This window comes from Streptomyces sp. NBC_01451, assembly GCF_036227485.1.
In the GTDB taxonomy this organism is placed as follows: domain Bacteria; phylum Actinomycetota; class Actinomycetes; order Streptomycetales; family Streptomycetaceae; genus Streptomyces.
Window position 1 is genome coordinate 8,560,175 of record NZ_CP109479.1, and the last position, 20,697, is coordinate 8,580,871.

General features: G+C 70.3%; 17 protein-coding genes. 8 read left to right on the top strand and 9 right to left on the bottom strand.

The window, feature by feature from the left end:
* Nucleotides 1-23 precede the first annotated feature (23 nt).
* The gene (locus tag OG595_RS37745; RefSeq protein ID WP_329280104.1) at nt 24-977 is read right to left on the bottom strand and encodes an NAD(P)/FAD-dependent oxidoreductase; all 954 of its coding nucleotides are present in this window, start codon (nt 975-977) and stop codon (nt 24-26) included.
* A 77-nt stretch (nt 978-1,054) separates the two neighbouring features.
* Between OG595_RS37745 and OG595_RS37750 the strand changes: the two genes are divergently transcribed.
* The 5 genes from OG595_RS37750 to OG595_RS37770 all read left to right on the top strand — a co-directional run bounded on the left by OG595_RS37750 (nt 1,055) and on the right by OG595_RS37770 (nt 6,197).
* Entirely contained in the window at nt 1,055-1,696 is a 642-nt protein-coding gene (locus OG595_RS37750; RefSeq protein WP_329280106.1) for a helix-turn-helix domain-containing protein, read from the top strand.
* A 129-nt stretch (nt 1,697-1,825) separates the two neighbouring features.
* Nucleotides 1,826-2,803 (top strand): NADPH:quinone oxidoreductase family protein, encoded by a 978-nt coding sequence (locus OG595_RS37755; RefSeq protein ID WP_329280108.1) that lies wholly within the window; start codon nt 1,826-1,828, stop codon nt 2,801-2,803.
* Nucleotides 2,800-3,981, top strand: a complete 1,182-nt coding sequence (locus OG595_RS37760; protein WP_329280110.1) for an acyl-CoA dehydrogenase family protein — start codon at nt 2,800-2,802, stop codon at nt 3,979-3,981. Before OG595_RS37755 ends, OG595_RS37760 begins: the two co-directional genes overlap by 4 nt.
* Nucleotides 3,978-5,096, top strand: coding sequence for an acyl-CoA dehydrogenase family protein (locus tag OG595_RS37765; RefSeq protein ID WP_329280112.1), 1,119 nt, complete (start codon nt 3,978-3,980; stop codon nt 5,094-5,096). Before OG595_RS37760 ends, OG595_RS37765 begins: the two co-directional genes overlap by 4 nt.
* Before the next feature lie 237 nt (nt 5,097-5,333).
* Nucleotides 5,334-6,197, top strand: coding sequence for a phosphatidylinositol-specific phospholipase C/glycerophosphodiester phosphodiesterase family protein (locus tag OG595_RS37770; protein WP_329280114.1), 864 nt, complete (start codon nt 5,334-5,336; stop codon nt 6,195-6,197).
* 133 nt (nt 6,198-6,330) lie between these two features.
* On the opposite strand, the gene OG595_RS37775 is transcribed toward OG595_RS37770, so the two are convergent.
* The 7 genes from OG595_RS37775 to OG595_RS37805 all read right to left on the bottom strand — a co-directional run bounded on the left by OG595_RS37775 (nt 6,331) and on the right by OG595_RS37805 (nt 15,783).
* Nucleotides 6,331-7,566, bottom strand: a complete 1,236-nt coding sequence (locus OG595_RS37775) for a phosphodiester glycosidase family protein (RefSeq protein WP_329280117.1) — start codon at nt 7,564-7,566, stop codon at nt 6,331-6,333.
* A gap of 88 nt (nt 7,567-7,654) precedes the next feature.
* On the bottom strand, nt 7,655-8,020 hold the full coding sequence (locus OG595_RS37780) for a DUF779 domain-containing protein (RefSeq protein WP_329280119.1): 366 nt from the start codon (nt 8,018-8,020) through the stop codon (nt 7,655-7,657).
* A 115-nt stretch (nt 8,021-8,135) separates the two neighbouring features.
* Nucleotides 8,136-10,187, bottom strand: a complete 2,052-nt coding sequence (locus tag OG595_RS37785) for an RICIN domain-containing protein (protein ID WP_329280120.1) — start codon at nt 10,185-10,187, stop codon at nt 8,136-8,138.
* A 144-nt stretch (nt 10,188-10,331) separates the two neighbouring features.
* The gene (locus OG595_RS37790; protein WP_329280123.1) at nt 10,332-12,377 is read right to left on the bottom strand and encodes a beta-galactosidase; all 2,046 of its coding nucleotides are present in this window, start codon (nt 12,375-12,377) and stop codon (nt 10,332-10,334) included.
* An 85-nt stretch (nt 12,378-12,462) separates the two neighbouring features.
* Entirely contained in the window at nt 12,463-13,803 is a 1,341-nt protein-coding gene (locus tag OG595_RS37795; protein WP_329280124.1) for an ABC transporter substrate-binding protein, read from the bottom strand.
* 102 nt (nt 13,804-13,905) lie between these two features.
* On the bottom strand, nt 13,906-14,853 hold the full coding sequence (locus OG595_RS37800; RefSeq protein ID WP_329280126.1) for a carbohydrate ABC transporter permease: 948 nt from the start codon (nt 14,851-14,853) through the stop codon (nt 13,906-13,908).
* 3 nt (nt 14,854-14,856) lie between these two features.
* Nucleotides 14,857-15,783: a carbohydrate ABC transporter permease gene (locus OG595_RS37805; RefSeq protein ID WP_329280128.1), complete on the bottom strand. Its 927-nt coding sequence runs from the start codon at nt 15,781-15,783 to the stop codon at nt 14,857-14,859.
* Between the two features lie 211 nt (nt 15,784-15,994).
* On the opposite strand from OG595_RS37805, the gene OG595_RS37810 reads away from it, so the two are divergent.
* The 3 genes from OG595_RS37810 (at nt 15,995) to OG595_RS37820 (ending at nt 19,204) form a co-directional block, all read left to right on the top strand.
* Nucleotides 15,995-17,068, top strand: a complete 1,074-nt coding sequence (locus OG595_RS37810; protein WP_443073283.1) for a LacI family DNA-binding transcriptional regulator — start codon at nt 15,995-15,997, stop codon at nt 17,066-17,068.
* Between the two features lie 72 nt (nt 17,069-17,140).
* Complete coding sequence (locus OG595_RS37815; protein ID WP_329280130.1) at nt 17,141-17,899, top strand: IclR family transcriptional regulator; 759 nt, start codon at nt 17,141-17,143, stop codon at nt 17,897-17,899.
* Between the two features lie 108 nt (nt 17,900-18,007).
* Nucleotides 18,008-19,204 (top strand): PP2C family protein-serine/threonine phosphatase, encoded by a 1,197-nt coding sequence (locus tag OG595_RS37820; RefSeq protein WP_443073284.1) that lies wholly within the window; start codon nt 18,008-18,010, stop codon nt 19,202-19,204.
* On the opposite strand, the gene OG595_RS37825 is transcribed toward OG595_RS37820, so the two are convergent.
* Nucleotides 19,176-20,633 carry a family 43 glycosylhydrolase gene (locus OG595_RS37825; protein ID WP_329283509.1) on the bottom strand — a complete coding sequence of 486 codons (1,458 nt, stop codon included), beginning with the start codon at nt 20,631-20,633 and terminating at the stop codon, nt 19,176-19,178. The two genes, OG595_RS37820 and OG595_RS37825, sit on opposite strands and share 29 nt — an antisense overlap.
* Nucleotides 20,634-20,697 lie beyond the last annotated feature (64 nt).

The window sequence follows — 20,697 nt, forward strand, 5'->3', positions numbered from 1 at the left end:
CATCCGGGAAGCGGGCCCTGTTCTCAGACGCCGGACGGGCCGACGGGGTCCAGGGCCGAGAACACCAGGTCCGCCACGATCGCCGTGGCCGCGCGGTAGCCGCCGCTCGCCGCGTGGACGACCTGTTCGGCGAAGCCGATCGCGTTGCCCGCGGCCCAGACGCCGGGCACGGTCGTCAGACCCGTCGCATCGACCTTCGGGTACGTCCCGAACGGGGTTTCCGTCAGCTCGGCGCCCAGGGTCGCGAAGAGGGCGTTGCGCGGAACCGCGCGCGGGGCGACGAACAGGATGTCGCGGGCATGGACCGTGCCGTCCGTGAGGCGCACACCGGTGAGGCGGTCGTCGTCGGTCGTCAGGGCCGCGACCTCGCCGGGGACCACCGCGACGCCCGCCGTGGCCAGCCTGCGCAGGTCCTCGTCGGTGAGTTCCGTCTCCGCGACGGTGTGCAGGAACAGCGTCACGTCCTTCGACCACCGGGCCACCAGCAGCGCCTGGTGCACGCTCGCCGGGGCCGAGGCGAGCACCCCGAACGCCCGGTCCCGTACCTCCCAGCCGTGGCAGAACGGGCAGTGGAGCACGTCCCGCCCGAAGCGCTCGGCCACGCCCGGTACGGCCGGCAGCTCGTCCCGCAATCCCGTGGCGATGACGAGCCGCCCGGCGTGCACCGTCCGGTCACCGTTCGCCAGCGTCACCGTGAAGTCCTCGCCCTTGGTGACGTCCACCGCCCTGTCCCGGACCAGTTCCACCCCGTACCGCGCGATCTCCTCGCGGCCCACGGCCAGGAACTCGGCCGGGGGCATGCCGTCGCGGGACAGATAGCCCTGCATGTGTGCGGCCGGTGCGTTGCGCGGCTCGCCCGCGTCGACGAGCAGTGTGCGGCAGCGGGCCCGGCCGAGGACCAGCGCGGCGGACAGTCCGGCCGCGCCGCCTCCGATGACGACGACCTCGTACCTGTCGGTCCTGTGTTCTGCGGTCATGGTGACCACCTCCACCCCGACCGTCGCTCGTTCGCTGCCGCATTGACAAACCTCTTTGCCGAAACTGCAATACCCGTATGGATGCCACGCCCGTTTCGACGACCGCTTCCCGGACCGACGCCCCGGCCGACGAGGACACCGACCAGGTCCTCGCGGAGGTGGGGCCCCGGCTGCGCCGGATCCGCAAGGAGCGCGGAGTGACCCTCGCGGGGCTGTCTGCCACGACCGGTATCTCCGTCAGTACGTTGTCGCGGCTGGAGTCGGGGCTGCGGCGGCCCAGCCTGGAGCAGTTGCTGCCGATCGCGCGTGCGCATCGCGTGGCGCTCGACGAGCTGGTCGGCGCCCCGCCGGTCGGCGATCCCCGGGTGCGGGCCAAGCCGATCGTGCGCCACGGACGGACGTATCTCCCGCTCACCCGGCAGCCGGGCGGGCTCCAGGCGTTCAAGGTGATCCTGCCGGTGATCCACGAGGAGCCCGAGCCGCGGACGCACGAGGGGTACGAGTGGCTGTACGTGCTGTCGGGGCGGCTCCGGGTGGTGCTCGGTGAGCACGACGTGGTGCTCGGGCCGGGGGAGGCTGCCGAGTTCGACACCCGGGTGCCCCACTGGTTCGGGGCGGTGGGGGAGGGGCCCGCGGAGTTCCTCAGCCTGTTCGGCCCGCAGGGGGAGCGGATGCACGTACGGGCGCGGCCCGCCCGTGGGAAAGAGCCGCGATCATGACGTGGACCGTGACGTACGCGACTGCCGCGGAACGGTTCTCGCCGGTTCCCTGATCTGCAAGCGACCGCTTAGTATGCGGTCGAGCCCGGTCAGTCGGACAAGACGAGCACAGTCCCGTGGAGGCCCCCCATGCAGGCATGGCAAGTGCACCAGAACGGTGAGCCGGGCGAGGTGATGGTCCTCGGAGAGGTGGAGCGGCCGGTGCCCGCCGAGGGCCAGGTGCTGCTGAAGGTGCGTGCCGCGACCATCAACTTCCCGGACGTCCTGATGTGCCGCGGCGAGTACCAGATCAGGCCGCCGCTTCCCTTCACCCCCGGGGTGGAGATCTGCGGTGAGACGGAGGACGGCCGCCGGGTGATCGGGAACCCCGTGCTGCCGTACGGCGGTTTCGCCGAGTACGTGGTGGCGGACCCGCGCGGGCTGTTCACGGCCCCCGAGTCGCTGGACGACGCCGAGGCCGCCTCCCTCCTCATCGGCTACCAGACGGGCTGGTTCGGACTGCACCGGCGGGCCGCCCTGGAGGCCGGCGAGACACTGCTCGTGCACGCCGCCGCGGGCGGGGTCGGCAGCGCCGCCGTACAGCTCGGGAAGGCCGCCGGGGCCACCGTCATCGGTGTCGTCGGCGGGGCCGGGAAGGTGTCCGTGGCGCGGGAGCTGGGCTGCGACGTCGTCATCGACCGGCGTACGGAGAACGTCGTCGGGGCGGTGAAGGAAGCCACCGGCGGGCGCGGTGTCGACGTGGTCTACGACCCCGTCGGCGGGGAGGCCTACACCCAGTCCACCAAGGTCGTCGCCTTCGAGGGGCGGATCGTCGTCGTCGGGTTCGCCAGTGGGGCCATTCCCAGTCCCGGGCTCAACCACGCCCTCGTGAAGAACTACTCGATCCTCGGCCTGCACTGGGGCCTGTACGCCACCAAGAACCCGAAGCTGGTCCAGCACTGCCACGAGCAGCTCACCGAGCTGGCCGCCCGGGGCGCGATCAAGCCGCTGGTGAGCGAGCGCGTGCCGCTGAGCGGGGCCTCGGCCGCCGTGCAGCGCGTCGCCGACGGTGTCACCACCGGCCGGGTCGCCGTCCTGCCCTCGCTGGAGAACGGAGCCGCCGCATGACCGACGCAGCTGAACTCACCCGACTCACAAGGGAGTTGCTGGCGGCCCATCCGCCCGCCGACACCGACCGGCTCGACTTCCTCAAGGCCCGCTTCGATGCCGGGCTCGCCTGGGTGCACTACCCGGAAGGGCTGGGCGGGCTCGGTGCGCCGCGCACCCTCCAGGCCGTCGTGGACGCCGAGTTGGCGGCTGCCGGGGCTCCCGACAACGACCCCCGGCGCATCGGCATCGGCCTGGGAATGGCCGCGCCGACCATCCTCGGCTTCGGCACGGAGGAGCAGAAGCGGAAGTTCCTGAGGCCGTTGTGGGTGGGGGAGGAGGTCTGGTGCCAGCTCTTCAGTGAGCCGGGCGCCGGATCCGATCTCGCCGCGCTCGGCACGCGGGCCGTGCGGTCGGGGGACGAGTGGATCGTCAACGGGCAGAAGGTGTGGACGTCCAGCGCGCATCTCGCCCGCTGGGCCATCCTCATCGCGCGCACCGATCCCGACGTGCCCAAGCACAAGGGCATCACCTACTTCCTCTGCGACATGACCGACCCCGGTGTCGAGGTGCGGCCACTGCGCCAGATCACCGGCGAGGCCGAGTTCAACGAGGTGTTCCTGACCGACGTCCGCATCCCCGACGCCCATCGGCTCGGCGAGGTCGGCGACGGCTGGCGGGTCGCGCAGACCACGCTGAACAACGAGCGTGTGGCCATCGGCGGTATGCGCATCCCGCGCGAGGGCGGCATGATCGGGCCCGTCGCCGAGGCGTGGCGCGAACGCCCCGAGCTGCGCACCCACGATCTGCACCAGCGGCTGCTGAAGCTGTGGGTGGAGGCGGAGGTCGCTCGGCTGACCGGGGAGCGGACACGTCAGCAGCTCGTCGCCGGCCAGCCCGGCCCGGAGGGCGCCGGCCTGAAGCTCTCCTTCGCCCGCCTCAACCAGGAGATCAGCGGCCTGGAGGTCGAACTCCTCGGCGAGGAAGGCCTGTTGTACGAGGACTGGACCATGCGCCGGCCCGAGTTGGTGGACTTCACCGGCCGTGACGCCGGCTACCGCTACCTGCGTGCCAAGGGCAACAGCATCGAGGGCGGGACCAGCGAGGTCCTGCTGAACATCGTCGCCGAACGTGTCCTGGGCCTGCCCAGCGAACCGCGTACCGACAAGGACGTCGCCTGGAAGGACCTCGCCCGATGAGCACGCCGAGCACCGCGAGCACCGAGCCCGACCTGCTGTACTCGGAGGAGGAAGAGGCGCTGCGCGCCGCCGTCCGGGATCTGCTCACCGACCACTGCGATCCGGCCGGCGTGATCACCCGCATGGAGACGGGCGCCCCGCACGACCTCTCCCTGTGGAAGTCCCTCGCCGAAGGCATGGGCCTGGCCGGTCTCCTGGTGCCGGAGGAGCAGGGCGGCCAGGGCGCCTCGCACCGCGAAGTCGCTGTGGTTCTGGAGGAGTTGGGGCGCGCCGTCGCACCCGTCCCGTATCTCACGAGTGCCGTTGTCGCCACCGAGGCGCTGCTGGCCGGTACGGGCGACGCGGCGGGCGAGCTGCTCGCCGCGCTGGCCTCCGGCCGGACGGTCGGTGCCCTCGCCGTCGCGCTGAACGTGGCTCCCGGCGGCGCCTACAAGGTCGTCCTGCATGAAGGCGGCCTGCTGCACGGTGAGTTGACGGGCATCGCGGACGCGACGGTCGCCGACGTCCTGCTGGTGCCGGCCGACGACGGCGGGCTCTACGCGGTGTCCACTTCCGCGGACGCCGTCACCGTCACCCCGCAGGTCTCCCTGGACCTCACCCGGCCGGTCGCCACGGTCACCTTCGACGGAGCCTCGGCCCGCCTGCTCGGCGACGCCGAACCCGCCGTACGGCGTGCGCTGCGCGCCGGGGCCGGGCTGCTCGCCTCCGAGCAACTCGGGCTCGCCGACTGGGCGTTGACCGAGACTGTGCGCTATCTGAAGGACCGCAAGCAGTTCAACCGGCCTGTCGGCGGCTTCCAGGCCGTCAAGCACCGGCTGGCCCAGCTCTGGCTGGAGGTCGTCGGCCTGCGCGCCGCTGCCCGGAGCGCGGCGGACGCCCTCGCCACCGGCAGCGCGGACTCCGACATCGCGGTCGCCGTCGCCCAGTCGTACGCCGCTCCCGTGGCCGTCCGCGCCGCCGAGGAGGCGCTCCAGCTGCACGGCGGCATCGGCATGACCTGGGAGCACCCGACCCACCTGTGCCTCAAGCGCGCCAAGGCCGACTCGATTGCCTACGGCACGGCCGGCGGCCACCGGGCGGCACTCGCCGAGCTGGTCGGCCTGCGTGCCCCCTGACGTACACCCCGTACGGCCGAAGCCCGCCCCGCTGTCCGAGGGGGCGGGCTTCTTCGTGTGCGCGGCGCGTATGAGATGAACGCACTGCGGCAGCCATGAACGCACAGCGGCGAGTCGGCCAACTCCCTTGCCGGGCCCTGCTGCCGGGCCCCACCCGACCCGCATACTCGCGGCAGCGTCGTTCCTCGGTCAGCTCCAGAGTCAGCCCCACATGAACTCCAGCCAGGGAGGCAGCGCATGGCCCTCACCACCCGTCGCAGAGCTCTCACCGCCTTCGGTGCCGCCCTCGCGGGCACCGCCGTACTGCCCGCAGCGCGCGCCCTCGCGGGCGAACCGACGTACGGTCCAATCCCGTTGTGGCGCGCCCACGCGCACAACGACTACGAGCATCCCCGCCCCCTCCTCGACGCCCTCGACCACCGCTTCGGCAGCGTCGAGGCCGACATCTGTCTCGTGGGCGACCAGCTCCTCGTCGCCCACGATCCCTCGGACCTGGACCCCGCCCGTACCCTCGAATCGCTCTACCTCGACACCCTCGCCGCCCGGGTGAAGGCCAACCACGGTTCCGTGTACCGGGGTTACCGCCGTCCGCTCCAGCTCCTCATCGACATCAAGACCGAGGGCTCGTCGACGTATCTCGAACTCGACCGCCGTCTCCGCCGCTACCCGGGCCTGTTCACCACCTACGCCCACGGTCGCGTCCGCCCCGGGCCGGTCACCGCCGTGATCTCCGGCGACCGGGCCGCCAGGGTGCCCATGGAGGCACAGCACGTACGGCGGGCCTTCTACGACGGGCGCCTCGCCGACCTCGGCACCTCGGCGCCGGCCTCCTTCGTGCCGCTGATCTCCGACAACTGGACGCTCAACTTCACCTGGCTGGGTGCCGGTCCGTTTCCCGGCGCCGAGCGCGCCCGGCTGAACGGCATCGTGTCGGCGGCCCACTCCCACGGACAGCGGGTGCGCTTCTGGGCCACACCAGATGCGGCCGGTCCCGCCCGGGACGCGCTGTGGGGCGAACTCCTCGCCGCCGGCGTCGACCATCTCAACACGGACGACCTGGCCGGGCTCGAAGCGTTCCTCGACGCCCACAGGGCGCCGTAGGACCCGCCAGAGGGCATGCCCGCCTCCCGGACGAAGTGGGCTGAGCTTCACGGACGTTCGACCGCTGTGCGCTGTCGTCCCCCCGGCAGGTCCTGCCGCGACAGAGAGCCGGGGCAGTGTGTGAACGTGGGCTTCAGCTGATCGAGAAGACCCCGATGCCGTTCGGGACGGCTCGTTCGGCGCCGCCGGTCGGATGGTTGCGTACGGTGACCCGGCTGGCGCCCGGAGCTCTGGCGACGAAGGTGGTGGAGCCGCCGCCGTCCAGGTTGAAGGCGTCGACCGAGCCCAGCTTCCGCATGGTGGTGGCGACTTCGGCGACCGTCAGGCCGCTTCGGTACTCGGGCGCACCGTCCACCGCGAGCAGCAGCAGCTTGCGTCCGCCGTTCGCGATGCCCGCGGCGGTCCGTACGGCGGCGGTGTTGTTGTCGAGGCCCGTCAGCGGCCGGCCGCCCTTCAGCACCGGGTAGCCGCCGAGGGCGAACCGGTACGGGATGCGGCTCGTGGCCGACACGAGACGGCTCCTGACCGTGACCGGCGCGCCGACGGGCAGTTTCCGCAGTTGCCGTGCGCCGGCCTCCCGGCCCACCAGGACCGTGGTGTCGGTGGCGATGGCACCGCCGCCGGGGGAGTCCGCCGTCCGGACCACCTTGCCGCGCCGCACCGTCACCTCGTACGTGTCCGTGCTGCACGGCGCGGCCCGGTCGGTGTCCGTGCCGCACACCGCCCGGGCCCGGGAGACGCTGCCCCAGGCCGGGGTGAACGCGCCGATGGAACCCACCGGCAGCGCGTACTGGTTGAGCCCGCCGAGCGTGAACCGGCCCACGGGCGTACCGACGCTGCCCGACAGGGCGAGGTTGTCCAGCCGGGCCTTCCTGTCGGTGCCCACGCCGAGGACGGCCCCGGTGGTGACACCGGGCGGCATCGAGGGGCCGAAGCGCTGACCGTTCGGTACCGCCGACTTGAGCACCGTGCCGCTCGCGATCGCCGGGCCCACGGACGCGCCCGTGGCCGCGACCCCGGGATGCTGGACCTCGCTGATGTTGAAGAAGTCACCGTTGACGCCCGCGACGGCGCCCTTGGCGTCGGCCAGCCTGGAGACGGCGGCCCGGGCCGCCACCGCCCCCGCGTAGAGCAGGTTGACCCGCACCCGCGCGTTGCCGAGGTCGACGCTCAGCAGGTGGGCGTGGGTCACCCCCCTGGCCGCCACGATGTCGAACTGCGCATAGCGCACGCCCGGCGCGATCTGGGCGGCCCTCGGCGCGCCGCTGGCCGGTGCCGCCCCTGTCAGGGCCGCGCCGGCCAGCGTTCCGAGTACCGCGAGCAAGGAGACTGCTGCTCTGCCCGTTCTGAACCGTCCGCTTCCGCCCATCCAGACCCCCCTGATGTCCCGTCAACTGTGGCAGGGCGCAAGGGGAGCACACCAGACGGTGATGAGCCGTGAGGGCGCGCGCCGGAGGCTAGGTGTCGACGACCCGGGAGCGGATCAGGAAACGCACTCCTTCGGGCGCCTCCAGTGAGAAACCGCTGCCCCGGCCCGGTACGACGTCCACGATCAGCCGCGTGTGACTCCACACCTCGTGCTGGCTGCGCGACATCCAGAACGTCACCGGTTCGGGGACACCTTCGATCACCAGTTCGGCGAGCAGTATGTCCGAGCCGCCGGTCCGGAACTCGCCCGCCGGGTAGCACATGGGCGCGCTGCCGTCGCAGCAGCCGCCGGACTGGTGGAACATCAGCGGGCCGTGCATCGCGTGCAGCCGCCGCAGCAGCTCGGCGGCGGCCGGGGTCAGTTCGACGCGCGGGTCCTTCTCGGGCGTGTCCACGGTCCCAGTGGACCGCGCGGGACGTTGCGAGAGGGTTGCGGGCCCCGTCCCGGGTGCCCCGGACACGCGGAAGGCCGCCTCACGCGGAGGCGGCCTTCGTGGACGAACTGCCGGGTCAGCTCCGGTCGGTCACGTCCGTGACCCTCCAGCGCTGGTTGGAGCCGGAGTTGGCGATCCACGTGGTGACGGCGGCACCCTCGTTGGTCGCCTGGCCGCCGACCTCCAGGAGTCGGCCGGTGGCCACGTTGATCAGCGTCCAGGTCCCGTCACCGGTGGTCGACATGATCCACTCGGTGGCCGGATCCCGCTTGCCCGTGTCGGGCTCCACCACGGGGACGTTGTCGCGGACGGCCAGTCGCTTGCCCTCGGCCGGGTTGGCGAACACGTACCGCTGGCGGGCGCCCTTGTCGCCGTGCCGGGCGACGAGCTGCCACTGCTGCGCGACCGTGCCGTTGGCCGAGCCGATGACGAGGTTCGTGCCGTTGGCGCCGACCGTCACGGCCTTGCCGCTCTGCACACCGGTCAGCGTGTAGGAGTGGCCCTTGCTGAACAGGCCGGCGTTCTTCGCGACACCCGAGACGCCCTTCACGGCGAAGGAGGTCACGGACTGGGCCGGAACGGTGTACGTGGCCCTGCCGTCGACGACCTTGACCGGGGCCTGCTGCTTGAGCTTGCCGTCGGCGCTGGTCACGGTCGGCGTGACGGTCGCGTTGCCCTTGATGGTGCGGAACTTGGACAGGTCGATGGTGACGTCACGCGCCGCGGTGGTGCTGTTGACGTGGACGACCGAGGCGCCCTTGCCGTCCTTGGTCACGGCGGCGGCGCTGGAGGTGTCGTCCACCTTGATCAGCTTGTCGCCCGGCTTGATGAAGTGCGTGAAGTTGCGGGCGGTGTCGAACTTGGTGTTCGTGTAGATCGGGCACGAGGCCAGTGTGTCCGTCTTCTTGCAGCTGAACGACAGCTGGATGCTGCCCCAGTTGCCGCCCTTGGCGGACTCGCCGCCGGGCTTCATGTTGTCGTAGTCCTCGACCGGCTGCCAGAACACCCAGGCCTGGGGCTCCAGTTCGCGCAGGTCGTTGACGATCTGCTGGGCGAGGCCGAGACCAGGACGCATGTCCGTGAAGCTCTGCCCGTCGCCCCAGTCGCCCTCGACCTCGCTCATCCACAGCGGCTTGTCGGCCGCCTTGGCGAGGTCGCGCACGGTGGTGCGCTGCCCGGTGCCGTAGGTGTGGACGTTCATCTGGTCCACGAGGTCCTTGGACGCCTGCGAGTAGGAGTTCCAGTTGTTCGCGAAGATGGACGGGTTGGTCTCGTCCATCGCCGAGATCTCGGACTTGACCTTGGCCTTCTTCAGGGCGGGGGCCAGTGCGGCGAGCACCTTTTCCTGGAGGGCGGGGCCGATGTGGGCGCCCTCCTGACGGCCGCCGACGGGCTGGCCGTCGGCGCCCAGACGGGTGCTCCAGTAGCCGGTGTTGGGCTCGTTGAACGGGTCGACGGTGTCGACCTTAATGCCCTCGGCCTTCTCCAGCCGCTTCGTCGCCCCCGCCAGGTAGGCGGCGAAGTCGTCGACCGAATCGGCCTTCAGCTGGTCGGTGTTGGCGTTGAAGCCGCCGGAGACATAGCCGCTCTCCGTCATGAACCAGGGCGGCGAGTTGCTGAACGTCTCCCAGTGGGTGATGTCCTTCTTGATGCGTTCGACCCACCAGCGCTGGGTCTGGTCCGCCTTCGGGTTCCAGTCGGCCGCGTCGTCGGCGCTCCACCAGTCGGTGTCCGTGCGGGTGGTGCCCGCGGGCGCCTTCCACCAGCCCTCGACGGCCCCGCCGGCCCGCAGGTAGTCCTTCACGTCGGGGGCGTTGCCGCCGCCGATGTTGTACCGGGCGATGTTCAGCGCCAGGCCGTCGTCGCCGAACAGCAGCTTCGCGAGCTTCTCGCGGATCGCCGGGGGATAGTCGCCGGTCGCGTTGGCGAACCAGACCAGACTGGTGCCCCAGCCCTCGAACTTCTCCTGCTTGTAGGAGGGGTCGGGGGTGACCGTGACGGACGAGGCCGCTGCCTCGACCGCCGCCTGCGCGGCCGGTGACGGCGCGCTGACCAGGGCGGCCGAAGTGGCCAGAGCGGTGATGCCGACGACTCCCAGAAGGCGTCGCGTGCGGGTACGGCGTGCCAACGTGTGCTCCCAACTCAGATGTGGTCGCTGCGGTGGACCGCCGTGCCCGCACCGTACGCGCGTGCGCACGGACACGGGGCACGACGGTGTGCCCCTTGGATCAGGGGAGTTCATGGGGGGTGCGGGTGTGGTGCGGGGTGTCGCTCAGGGGCTGGGCCGCCGCAGTACCGCGACTTCCCTCGGGGCGAGGACGAGGACGCCGTCGGGATCCGTACCGCCGGACAGCCGCTCTCCGTCGAGGCCGGGCAGCGGCACCTCCTCCTCGCTCCGGTTCACCAGGAACAGGAATCGGCTTCCGCCGCCCTGCCGTACGGTCAACTCGACGCGCCCACGGGCCCCTTCCGGCAGTTCGCTGGCGACACCGGCCGGCGCGAGCAGCGCCGGCAGCAGTGCCGCGAGACCGTCGGCACCGAGGCGCGTGGAGACGTACGACGCCGAACCCCCGCCCGTCGTACGGCGGGTGACGGCCGGGCGGCCCGCGTAGGCGCCCGTGCGGTAGCGGGCGAGGACCTCGACCTCGGGGTCGGTCACGTCGACGCGGTCGGTCCACACCGTGCCCGTACCGCCGCCGTCCACCTCCACCGACTCACCGTCGAGCAGCGGGCCGAACTCCTCGACACGGATGCCGAGTACGTCGCGCAGGGCGCCCGGGTAGCCGCCGAGCCAGATGTGGTCGTTCTCGTCGACGACACCGGAGAAGTACGTGGTGACCAGGTGGCCGCCCGTCTCCGCGTACCGCGTCAGCTCCTTGGCGAGCGTCGCCGGGACCATGTGCAGAACCGGCGTGATCAGCACGTCGTAGCGGCTGAACTCGGTGCGCGTGGTGACGATGTCGGCCCGGATGCCGAGGGAGAGGAGCGCCGAGTACCAGTTCAGGCCCTCCTGGCGGTAGTCGAGGAGAGCGGTGGGGTGCGAGTCCTGTTCGCTCGCCCACCAGGAGTCCCAGTCGAACACGATCCCGACGCGGGCCGGTTCGCGCTCGGAGCCCGCGATCGGCGCCAGGTCCTTCAGGGTCCGGCCGAGGGCGGCCACCGCGCGGAAGACCTCGCTGTCGGCGCCGGCGTGCGGCACCATCGCGGAGTGGTACTTCTCCGCGCCGGCCGCCGACTGGCGCCACTGGAAGAAGCACACGGCGTCGGCGCCGTGCGCGACGTGGAGGAGTGAGTCACGGGCCAGTTCGCCCGGTCTCTTGGCCACGTTGACGTGCTGCCAGTTGACCGCGCTGGTGGAGTGCTCCATCAGGAACCACGGGCGTCCGCCCGCGATACCGCTGGTCAGGTTGGCGGAGAAGGACAGCTCGTCGCGGTCCTGCGGGCCGGGGTGGACGTAGTGGTCGTTGGAGACGAAGTCGATCTCGCCCGCCCAGTCCGGGTAGTTCATGCCCTTCGTGCCGCCCATCACCATGAAGTTGGTGGTGATGGGGACCTCGGGCGTGTACTCGCGCAGAATGTCCCGCTCGGCGACCAGGTAGTCCTTCAGCGCGTCCGAGGAGAACCGCTTGAAGTCCAGTTGCTGGGTGGGGTTCGGGTGCGAGCCGGCCAGCCGGGGCGGCAGGATCTGCGCCCAGTCGCTGTACCGCTGCGACCAGAATGCCGTGCCCCAGGCGTGGTTGAGGGCGTCCAGGGTGGTGTAGCGGGCGCGCAGCCAGTCACGGAAGGCGCGGGCCGCGTCGTCCGAGAAGTCGTAGATGTTGTGGCAGCCCAGCTCGTTCGAGATGTGCCAGGCCACCAGGGCCGGGTGGTTGGCGTATCGTTCCGCCATCTTCCGGACCAGGCCGAGGGCATGGCTGCGGAAGACCGGGGAGGTGGGACGCCAGTGCTGGCGCGCGCCCGGCCAGACCGTCTCGCCGGTGGCCGTCACCGGGAGGATCTCCGGATGCGCGGTGGTCAGCCACGGCGGCGGGGACGCGGTCGCGGTGGCCAGGTCGACGCCGATCCCGCCCGCGTGCAGCAGGTCCATGACCTCGTCGAGCCACCCGAAGTCCCAGGTGTCCGCGTCCGGCTGGATCCGGGCCCAGGAGAAGATCCCCACCGAGACGATGTTGACGCCGGCCTCCTGCATCAGCCGTACGTCCTCCTCCCACACCTCCCGAGGCCACTGCTCGGGGTTGTAGTCGGCGCCGTACGCGAGACGGGGCACGGAGTCACCGTCCGGCCCGTACGGCAGACGGGACGGGGAGGCGGAGGTCATGGTGGTCCTTCCAGGTACGGGGGGTACGAGGAGCGGCCGGCGTTGACGCTCTTCCGGCCGCTCCTCGGCTGCTGCTGCCAAGCTGCTACTTCTCGACGGTGAAGCCCTGCTCCGTGCCGTACTTGATGGAGGCGTCCTGCCAGGTCTTCAGCGCTTCGGAGAGCTTCGTGCTGGAGACGTAGGCCTTGCCGACGGTGTCGTTGAAGATCGAGTTGGCGTACTGCTGGAAGGGCAGGTACGACCAGTCGCTCGCGACGTTGGCGGCGGAGTCGGCGAAGATCTTGTTCGCCTCCTGGCCGTCGAAGTAGTCGAACTTCTTGCTCAGGAACGCCGGGTCCTGGAGCTGCGCGGTGGTCGCCGGGAAGGCGCCCTCGTCGACACGGGTCTGCACACCGTCACCGGCGTTCGCGTACTCGACGAACGCGTAGGCGAGTTCCTTGTTCTTGCCCAGCTCGGGCAGGGCCAGCGAGCTGCCGCCGTTCTCCGCGCTCGCCTTGTCGCCCTTGGTCCACGCCGGCATCGGGGCCGCACGCCACTGGCCGGACGCCTGCGGGACACCGGAGACGAAGTTGGCGGGCATCCAGGCGCCGGTGGTCAGGGTCGCGATGGTGCCGTCGCCCAGACCCTTGTACCAGTCGTCGGTCCAGCCGTTGATCGGCGAGACGAGCTTCTCGTCGATGAGCTTCTGCCAGGTGTCCGTGTACTTCTTGGCACCCGCGTCGTCGAAGTTGATCGTCACCTTGGTGCCGTCGACCTTGTAGGGGCGCGAACCGGCCTGCCACAGCATGCTGGTGGTGAAGCCCGCGTCGCCGGCGTCGTTGGCGATGTAGACCTTGGGGTCCGCCTTGTGCAGCTTGCGGGCCGCCTCGACGTACTCGTCCCACGTGGTCGGGACGGCGATCTTGTACTTGTCGAAGACCTTCTTGTTGTAGAACATCGCCATCGGGCCCGAGTCCATCGGCAGGCCGTAGACCTTGTCGCCGTCGCTCACGGCGTTCCACGGGCCGGGCGTGTACTTGGCCTTGAGCTTGTCGGCACCGTAGGGGGCCAGGTCGGTCAGGCCCTTGGTGAGCGAGTACTGGCTCAGCGCGAAGTACTCGACCTGCGCGACGTCCGGGACACCCTTCTTGGCCGCGATGGCGTTCGACAGGGCCGTGTAGTGCTTGTCGCCGGACCGCTCGGCCACCAGGTTGATCTTGACCTTGGGGTACTTCTTCTCGAAGTCGGCGGCGACCGACTTCAGCGTGGGCTCCCAGGCCCAGACATTGACCGTGCCGCCCTTCGCGAGGGCCGCCTGGATGTCCGCGGCGGAGACGCCCTTCTGGTCCGAGCTGTCGTCGTCGGAGCCGCCGCAGGCGGTCGCGCCGAGGGCGAGGACGGAGAGCAGGGTTATGCCGCGCATCAGGCGGCCGGTGGTTCTACGCATCGAGGTGCTTCCACTTCTTCGTGGGTGGGACGGGGTGAGGGTGAATGCTGTGTGAGGGTGAAAAGCGGTGGAGCCGAGGGGGGTGTGGGGCCTGAGGGTGGATCACTCCTTGACACTTCCGGCGGAGAGGCCGGACTGCCAGTACTTCTGGAGCAGCAGGAACGCGGCGATCAGCGGGATGATGGTCAGCAGTGAACCGGTGATCACCAGGTTGGTGACGACGTCGCCGCCGATCGTCTGGGCCTGGTTGTTCCAGGCGTCCAGACCGAGGGTCAGCGGGTACCAGTTGGGGTCCTTGAGCATGATCAGCGGCAGGAAGTAGTTGTTCCAGGTCGCGACCGTGGTGAACAGCAGGACGGTCACGGTGCCGGGGGCGAGCAGGGGCAGGGCGACCTGGAAGAAGGTGCGTATCTCGCCCGCTCCGTCGATGCGGGCCGCCTCCATCAGCTCGGTGGGGATGGCCTCGGACGCGAAGACCCACATCAGATAGAGACCGAAGGGCGACACGAGCGAGGGGATGATCACCGCCCACGGGGTGTCGGTCAGCCCCATCTTGCTGAACATCAGGAAGGTGGGCACCGCCAGGGCCGTACCCGGGACCGCGACGGCACCGATGACCACGGCGAACACGGCGCGCTTGCCGGGGAAGGTGAACTTCGCCAGCGCGTAGCCGCCGAGGATCGCCAGCAGGGTGGCACCGCCGGCGCCGAGCACGACGTACAGCAGGGTGTTCAGCAGCCAGCGGACGAAGATGCCGTCGTGGTACGTGAACGTGTCGTGGATGTTCTGCCAGAGGGCGAAGTCGCTGCTGAACCACATTCCGGACGAACTGGCCAGCCCGTTCTGGGTCTTGGTGGCGCTGATGACCAGCCAGATCAGGGGCACGACCGTGTAGACCAGGATCAGGCCGGTGAGCACGGTCAGCAGGATGCTGCGCCGGGGGCGGCCGGGGTTGTGCAGGCGGCGGGTGCGCAGCCGGGGCGCGCCCCTGGAGCCGCCGGTGGCCTGTGCGGATGCGGCCGGGGAGGTGGTGGTGACGGAGCTGCTCATGGTTCACGCTCCCTTGCGCATGCCGCGGAGCTGCACGACATAGGCGATGACCATGGTGATCAGCCCCATGATGATGGCGACCGCCGCGGAGTAGTTGTGCTGCTGGCCGTTGAAGGACAGCGAGTACGTGTAGAAGTTCGGGGTGAAGTCGGTCGTGATGGCGTTGCGCGCCAGTGGCCGCAGGATGGCCGGTTCGTTGAAGAGCTGGAAGCTGCCGATGATCGAGAAGATCGTCGCGATGACGAGGGCACCGCGGATCGCGGGGAGCTTGATGGCCGTGATGATGCGGAACTGGCCGGCGCCGTCGATCTCCGCGGCCTCGTAGAGCGAGAGCGGGATGACCCGCAGCGCGGAGTAGAAGATCAGCATGTTGTAGCCGATGAACTCCCAGGTGACGATGTTGCCGATCGACGCCAGGACCAGGTCGCTGGAGAGCGGGTCGGGCAGCGTGACGTCGAACGCGGTGTTGATGTCACCCACCAGGCCGTACTTGGTGCCGTACATGAAGCCCCACATCAGGGTGGCGACCACGGCGGGCACCGCGTACGGCAGGAAGATCGCGATGCGGAAGAAGTCCTTGCCGAAGAGGCGTCCGCTGTCCAGGGCCAGGGCGATCAGCAGGGCGATGCCGAGCATGATCGGCACCTGGATGACCAGGAACAGCGACACCCGGGTCAGGGAGTCCCAGAACTGGTCGTCCTGCAGAGCCTGCTTGTAGTTGTCCAGACCGACGAAACTCGTGCCGCCGATCAGCTGGTCCCTGAAGAGGCTCAGATAGATCGAGTACCCGATGGGTGCCAGGAAGACGAGGGCGAACACCGCCACGAACGGACCTATGAACCCCCATCCCGTCCATGAGCGGCGGTCCCTCTTCGCCGCGGGCCGGGCCGGGGCGCGCTTCGCGGCCACCGGCGGTTCTAGGGTCGTCATTGTCGTGCCTCGCTCGTCCGTCTCGGAACCGGCGCTGGTCCGCCGCCGCCCCGATGTTTACGTAAACATCTCTGTCCGCAAGACCTCCACGAGAGGTCCACCGGCTGTTATGTTTACGTAAACATCTGATGGCGGCATGTCTACACCGCTCCCCCGACACTGGTCAAGGGTCGTCGGGCGCAACTGTGGACCCGAGAGCGAGGATTGACGGGTGGACACAGCTGACGGCACCTCGGCCGAGCCGGCGCGGGCGCGCGCACGCACCAGGAAGCGGGCCGCCCGCCGTACACAGAGCGCGTCCATGGCGGACGTCGCCAGGGTCGCCGGAGTGTCCTCGCAGACCGTCTCCCGGGTGTCGAACGGTTTCCCCGGCGTCAACGAGGAGACACGGCAGCAGGTCCTCGCCGCCATGAAGGAACTGGGCTACCGCCCCAACAGCGCGGCCCGGGCACTCAAGCGCGGTGAGTTCCGCACCATCGGTGTCATCACCTTCGGCCTGTCCACCACCGGCAACGTGCGCACGCTGGAGGCCATCGCCACCTCGGCGGCCCACGAGGGGTACTCGGTCACCCTGCTGCCGGTCGCCGTACCGACGCAGGACGAGGTGCGCGGAGCCTTCTCGCGCCTCGGTGAGCTGGCCGTCGACGCGGTCATCGTCATCCTCGAAGTGCACCTCCTCGACGCGTCGACCCTCTCCATGCCGCCGCACGTCCAGGTGGTCGTCGCCGACTCCGACGCGGGCGACCGCTACACCGTGGTCGACACCGACCAGGCGGGCGGCACCCGGACCGCCGTACGGCATCTCCTGGACCTCGGGCACCGCACGGTCTGGCACCTCGCCGGCCCCGAGGGCTCCTACGCCGCGCAGCGCCGCACCGACGCCTGGCGCGCCGAACTCCTCGCGGCCGACCGGATCGCACCGCCCCTGGTGCGCGGCGACTGGTCGGCCGAGTCCGGCTACCACGCCGGTCTGCGGATCGCCGAACTGCCGGACTGCACGGCGGTGTTCGTGGCCAACGACCAGATGGCGCTGGGGCTGCTGCGGGCCCTGCACGAGAGCGGTCGCAGAGTGCCCGAGGACGTCAGCGTGATCGGCTTCGACGACATCCCGGAGGCGAGCTCGTTCCTGCCGCCGCTGACCACCGTGCACCAGGACTTCGCGGAGGTGGGTCGGCTGTGCGTGGAGGGTGTGCTGCGGCAGATGCGGCAGGACGCAACGGAGCACGGGACGACACTGGTGCCGACGCGGCTGGTCGTGCGGAACAGCACGGCGCCGCCGCGCTGACCGGCGCCGGCCGATCACCGCCGGAACCCCGCACGCGTTGCCCGGGCCGGGCGCCGGGCGCACGCTGGTCGTATGGCTGCGCACGACGGCCCCACGCTCATCACCTCCGTCCAGCGGGCCTTCCGGCTGATGGAGGCGGTCAGCGCGCACGCGAACGGGGCGCCCGCCAAACAGCTGGCGCGCGAGACGGGGCTGCCCCTGGCCACCGCCTACCACCTGCTGCGCACGCTGGTCCACGACGGCTACCTGCGGAAACTGGCCGACGGCGGGTTCATCCTCGGCGACAAGGTGCGGTCGTTGCAGATCGCGGGCGGCGGGCAGGAACTGCTCAGTCGTGTCCGCCCCGCACTCGCCGCGCTGCGGGACGAACTGGCGACCGCCGCCTACCTCACCTTCTACGAGGAGGGCGAGATCCGGGTCGCCGAGATCGTCGACGGCCCCCGGGCGCCCCGCGTCGACCTCTGGGTGGGGTTCGAGGACGCGGGCCACGCCACCGCGCTGGGCAAGTCCGTGCTGCGGGAACTGGACGAGGACGCCCGCATGGACTACCTGTCCCGCCACCACCTCAACGACCTCACCCCGCGGACGATCACCAGCCGACCGGAACTGCTCCGGCGTATCGACTCCTCACCGGTGGCCCCGGCCGTCACCGACCTGGAGGAGTACGCCCTCGGCACGGTGTGTGTCGCCGTCCCCGTCTACCGGGGTGACACGCTCGGCTCGCTCGGTGTCTCCATGCCGGCCGACCGGCTCTCCCGGCTGCCGGAGATCCGGGCGCGGCTGATCCCGGTCGCCGACCGTGTGACCAGGAGTCTCTCGCTCACTATCTGAAAATCCTCTTCTTGTAGCCGCCCCGGCCGATCGCGTTACCTGGACGCCTGGACGAAACAGGCATTTCGGGGAGTCACCCCGTACACAGGTGAGGACTGCGGACGGAACATGAGTCAGGCCCGACACCGAGGCGGAGACCGCTGGTCCTTGCGAGCCCCCAGGAACCGCCCGTCCCTGCTTCCCGCCCTGCCCGTCCTGGTCGTCGCCGCCGTCGTCCTCGGCGACCTCGTCGGCGGAACCGGGACGAGCTGGCTGCCACTGCTCGCCGCCGGGCCCGCACTGGCCGCCACCACCAACGGACCGCGCGGTGTCCTCTGCGTCGGCCTTCTCGCCGGAGCACTCGCCGCTGCGCTCGGTGACAAGTCCGGCGTTCCGGGCCCCGAGCCGGCCGCCGTACTGTCCGCACTGGCCGCCGTCACCCTCGCGAGCGGCCTGGCCAGCGCGCTGCGCGGACGCCGGGAAAGAGTCCTCGACGCGGTCCGCTCGGTCGCGGAGACCGCCCAGCACGCGCTCCTCAGCCCCGTACCGGCGACGGTCGGCCCCTTCCAGGTGGCCGTCCGTTACAGCGCGGCGGCGGCCGAGGCCCGGATCGGCGGTGATCTGTACGCGCTGATACCCACGCCGTACGGGGTGAGACTGATCGTCGGCGATGTGCGCGGCAAGGGGCTGCCTGCCGTGGGCACCGCCGCTCTGGTGCTCGGCGTCTTCCGGGAGGCCGCCTACGACGAGCCCGATCTCCTCGCCGTCGTCGACCGGATCGAGCGGAGCCTCGCCCGCAACCTCGGCGTGGACGACTTCGTCACCGCCGTCGTCGCCGGATACCCCAGGACGGGACACCTGGAAGTGGTGAACTGCGGACACGCGCCCCCGCTGCTGGTCCGCGCCTCGGGCGCCCTGATGACGGTGGAGCCCACGCACCCGGCCCCGCCGCTCGGACTGCGCACCCTCACCGGGCACGTCCCCGACCTCCAGATCCTGCCCTTCAGCGACGGCGACCAGCTCCTGCTGTACACCGACGGGGTCACCGAGGCCCGTGACCGGGGGCGTGCCTTCTACCCGCTCCTCGAAGGACTGGCCCGGCACGCCTGCGACGAGCCCGCCCGCACGCTCGACGCACTCCACGAGGAACTGCTGGCCCACGTGGGCGGACGGCTCCACGACGACGCGGCGCTGCTCCTCATCCGCAAACCGACGGTCCGGGAAGTGGTGGTTCCCGAACCGTCGGCGGGCGGAACAACAGGCTCAAGCTCTGGAACCACGGTTTCCGAACCGGCCGTTACTCGCCCGAAGGCGCGGTCAGTGTGACGCCGAGCGCGACCGGCGTACCGAAGTTCGGTGTGCCGTCGGCGTTCCAGGTGAACTTCTGCGCTCTGGTGGTGCGGTTCATGTCGCAGCCGCCGGAGGTGGAGTTGTTGGCGTGGTAGACGATCCAGTCCTCGGTCCCGTCAGGGGACTTGAAGAACCCGTTGTGGCCGGGGCCGTACACGCCGTTGGCGTTGGACCGCTGGAACACCGGGTTCGGTGACTTGACCCAGGAGGAGGAGTTGAGCGGGTCGCCGGTGCCGTTGTACGTCAGCATCCCCAGCTTGTAGTCGGGCGTGGAGCAGTGGCTGGCCGAGTAGACGATGAACGTCCTGCCGCCCCGCTGGAGCACCTCGGCGCCCTCGTTGACCGCACCGCCGACCGTCTCCCAGCTCAGGGTCGGGGTGGACAGCACCCGGCGGGTGCCGCTCGCCGTCCACGGGTTGGACAGCGGCCGGATGAACATGGGCTGCGAGCCGTTGTAGAAGGTTCCCAGCAGGTACAGCCGGCCGTTCAACTGGAGGATGCCCGGGTCGAGTTCCCAGGTGTTGTCCTGGGTCGGGTCGAGCAGGTCGGCCTTGAAGCTGTAGGGCCCCATCGGGTCCAGGCCGGCGCTCTCCAGCACATGGATGCGCTGGGTGCCCAGGTCGTACGGTTCCCGCCCGGCCGTGTAGTAGAAGTACCACCGCTTCCCGTTGGGGCCGTCGAGCAGATGGAACTCCGGGGCCCACATCGTGCCGGCCCCGTTGGGCCGGGTCAGGTTGAAGATCACCTGGTCGGTCGCCGTGGCAAGACCCGCGAGCGTGCTTGCCCTGCGCATGGTGACCGTAGAGTTCCAGGTGGTCGTGGCGAGGTAGTAGGAGCCGTCGTAGTACGTCAGCCAGGGGTCGGGCCCGTGCTGGGACAGCGGGTTGGTGAACGTGTGCGTACCGGTGCCGCCGCCGCTCGTGAAGCCGGGCAGCCGCCACACCCTGCCGTTCGCGGTGGCACACGGGAGTTGCACCAGGTTGGTGTTCGAGGCCGACGAACCGCCGCTGGGCGTCACGCACTTGCCCGAGCTGACGGAGACCAGGTTGAAGGTCCTGTCCGTGCCGGAGACCGTCACCGGAACGAGCCGCCACTGCTGGTTCGTTCCGCTGTGGCAGGGCCACTGGATGATCGTGGCGTTGTCCGCCGTCGACGCCCCGAAGACGTCGACGCACTGACCGGACTGCGTGGTGATCGTGTACGTGTCGGACGTCCCGGCGACCGGGGTCCAGCCGAAGTTCTGGTTGGCGCCGGAGCTGCAGGTGAACGCGCGCAGCTGGGTGGCGTTGGTCGTCGAACCGCCGGGCAGGTCAAGGCAGTTGCCGCCGTTCTGGTTCACGCCTGTCGAACTGAACGTGACGGCGGCGGACGCGGGCGGCGATGCCACCAGGAGGGCGACCACCATGGCGAGCACGGCGACGAGTACGGCCGTACATCTGGAGCGGGTGGATCGGGTCACGTGAGGCACA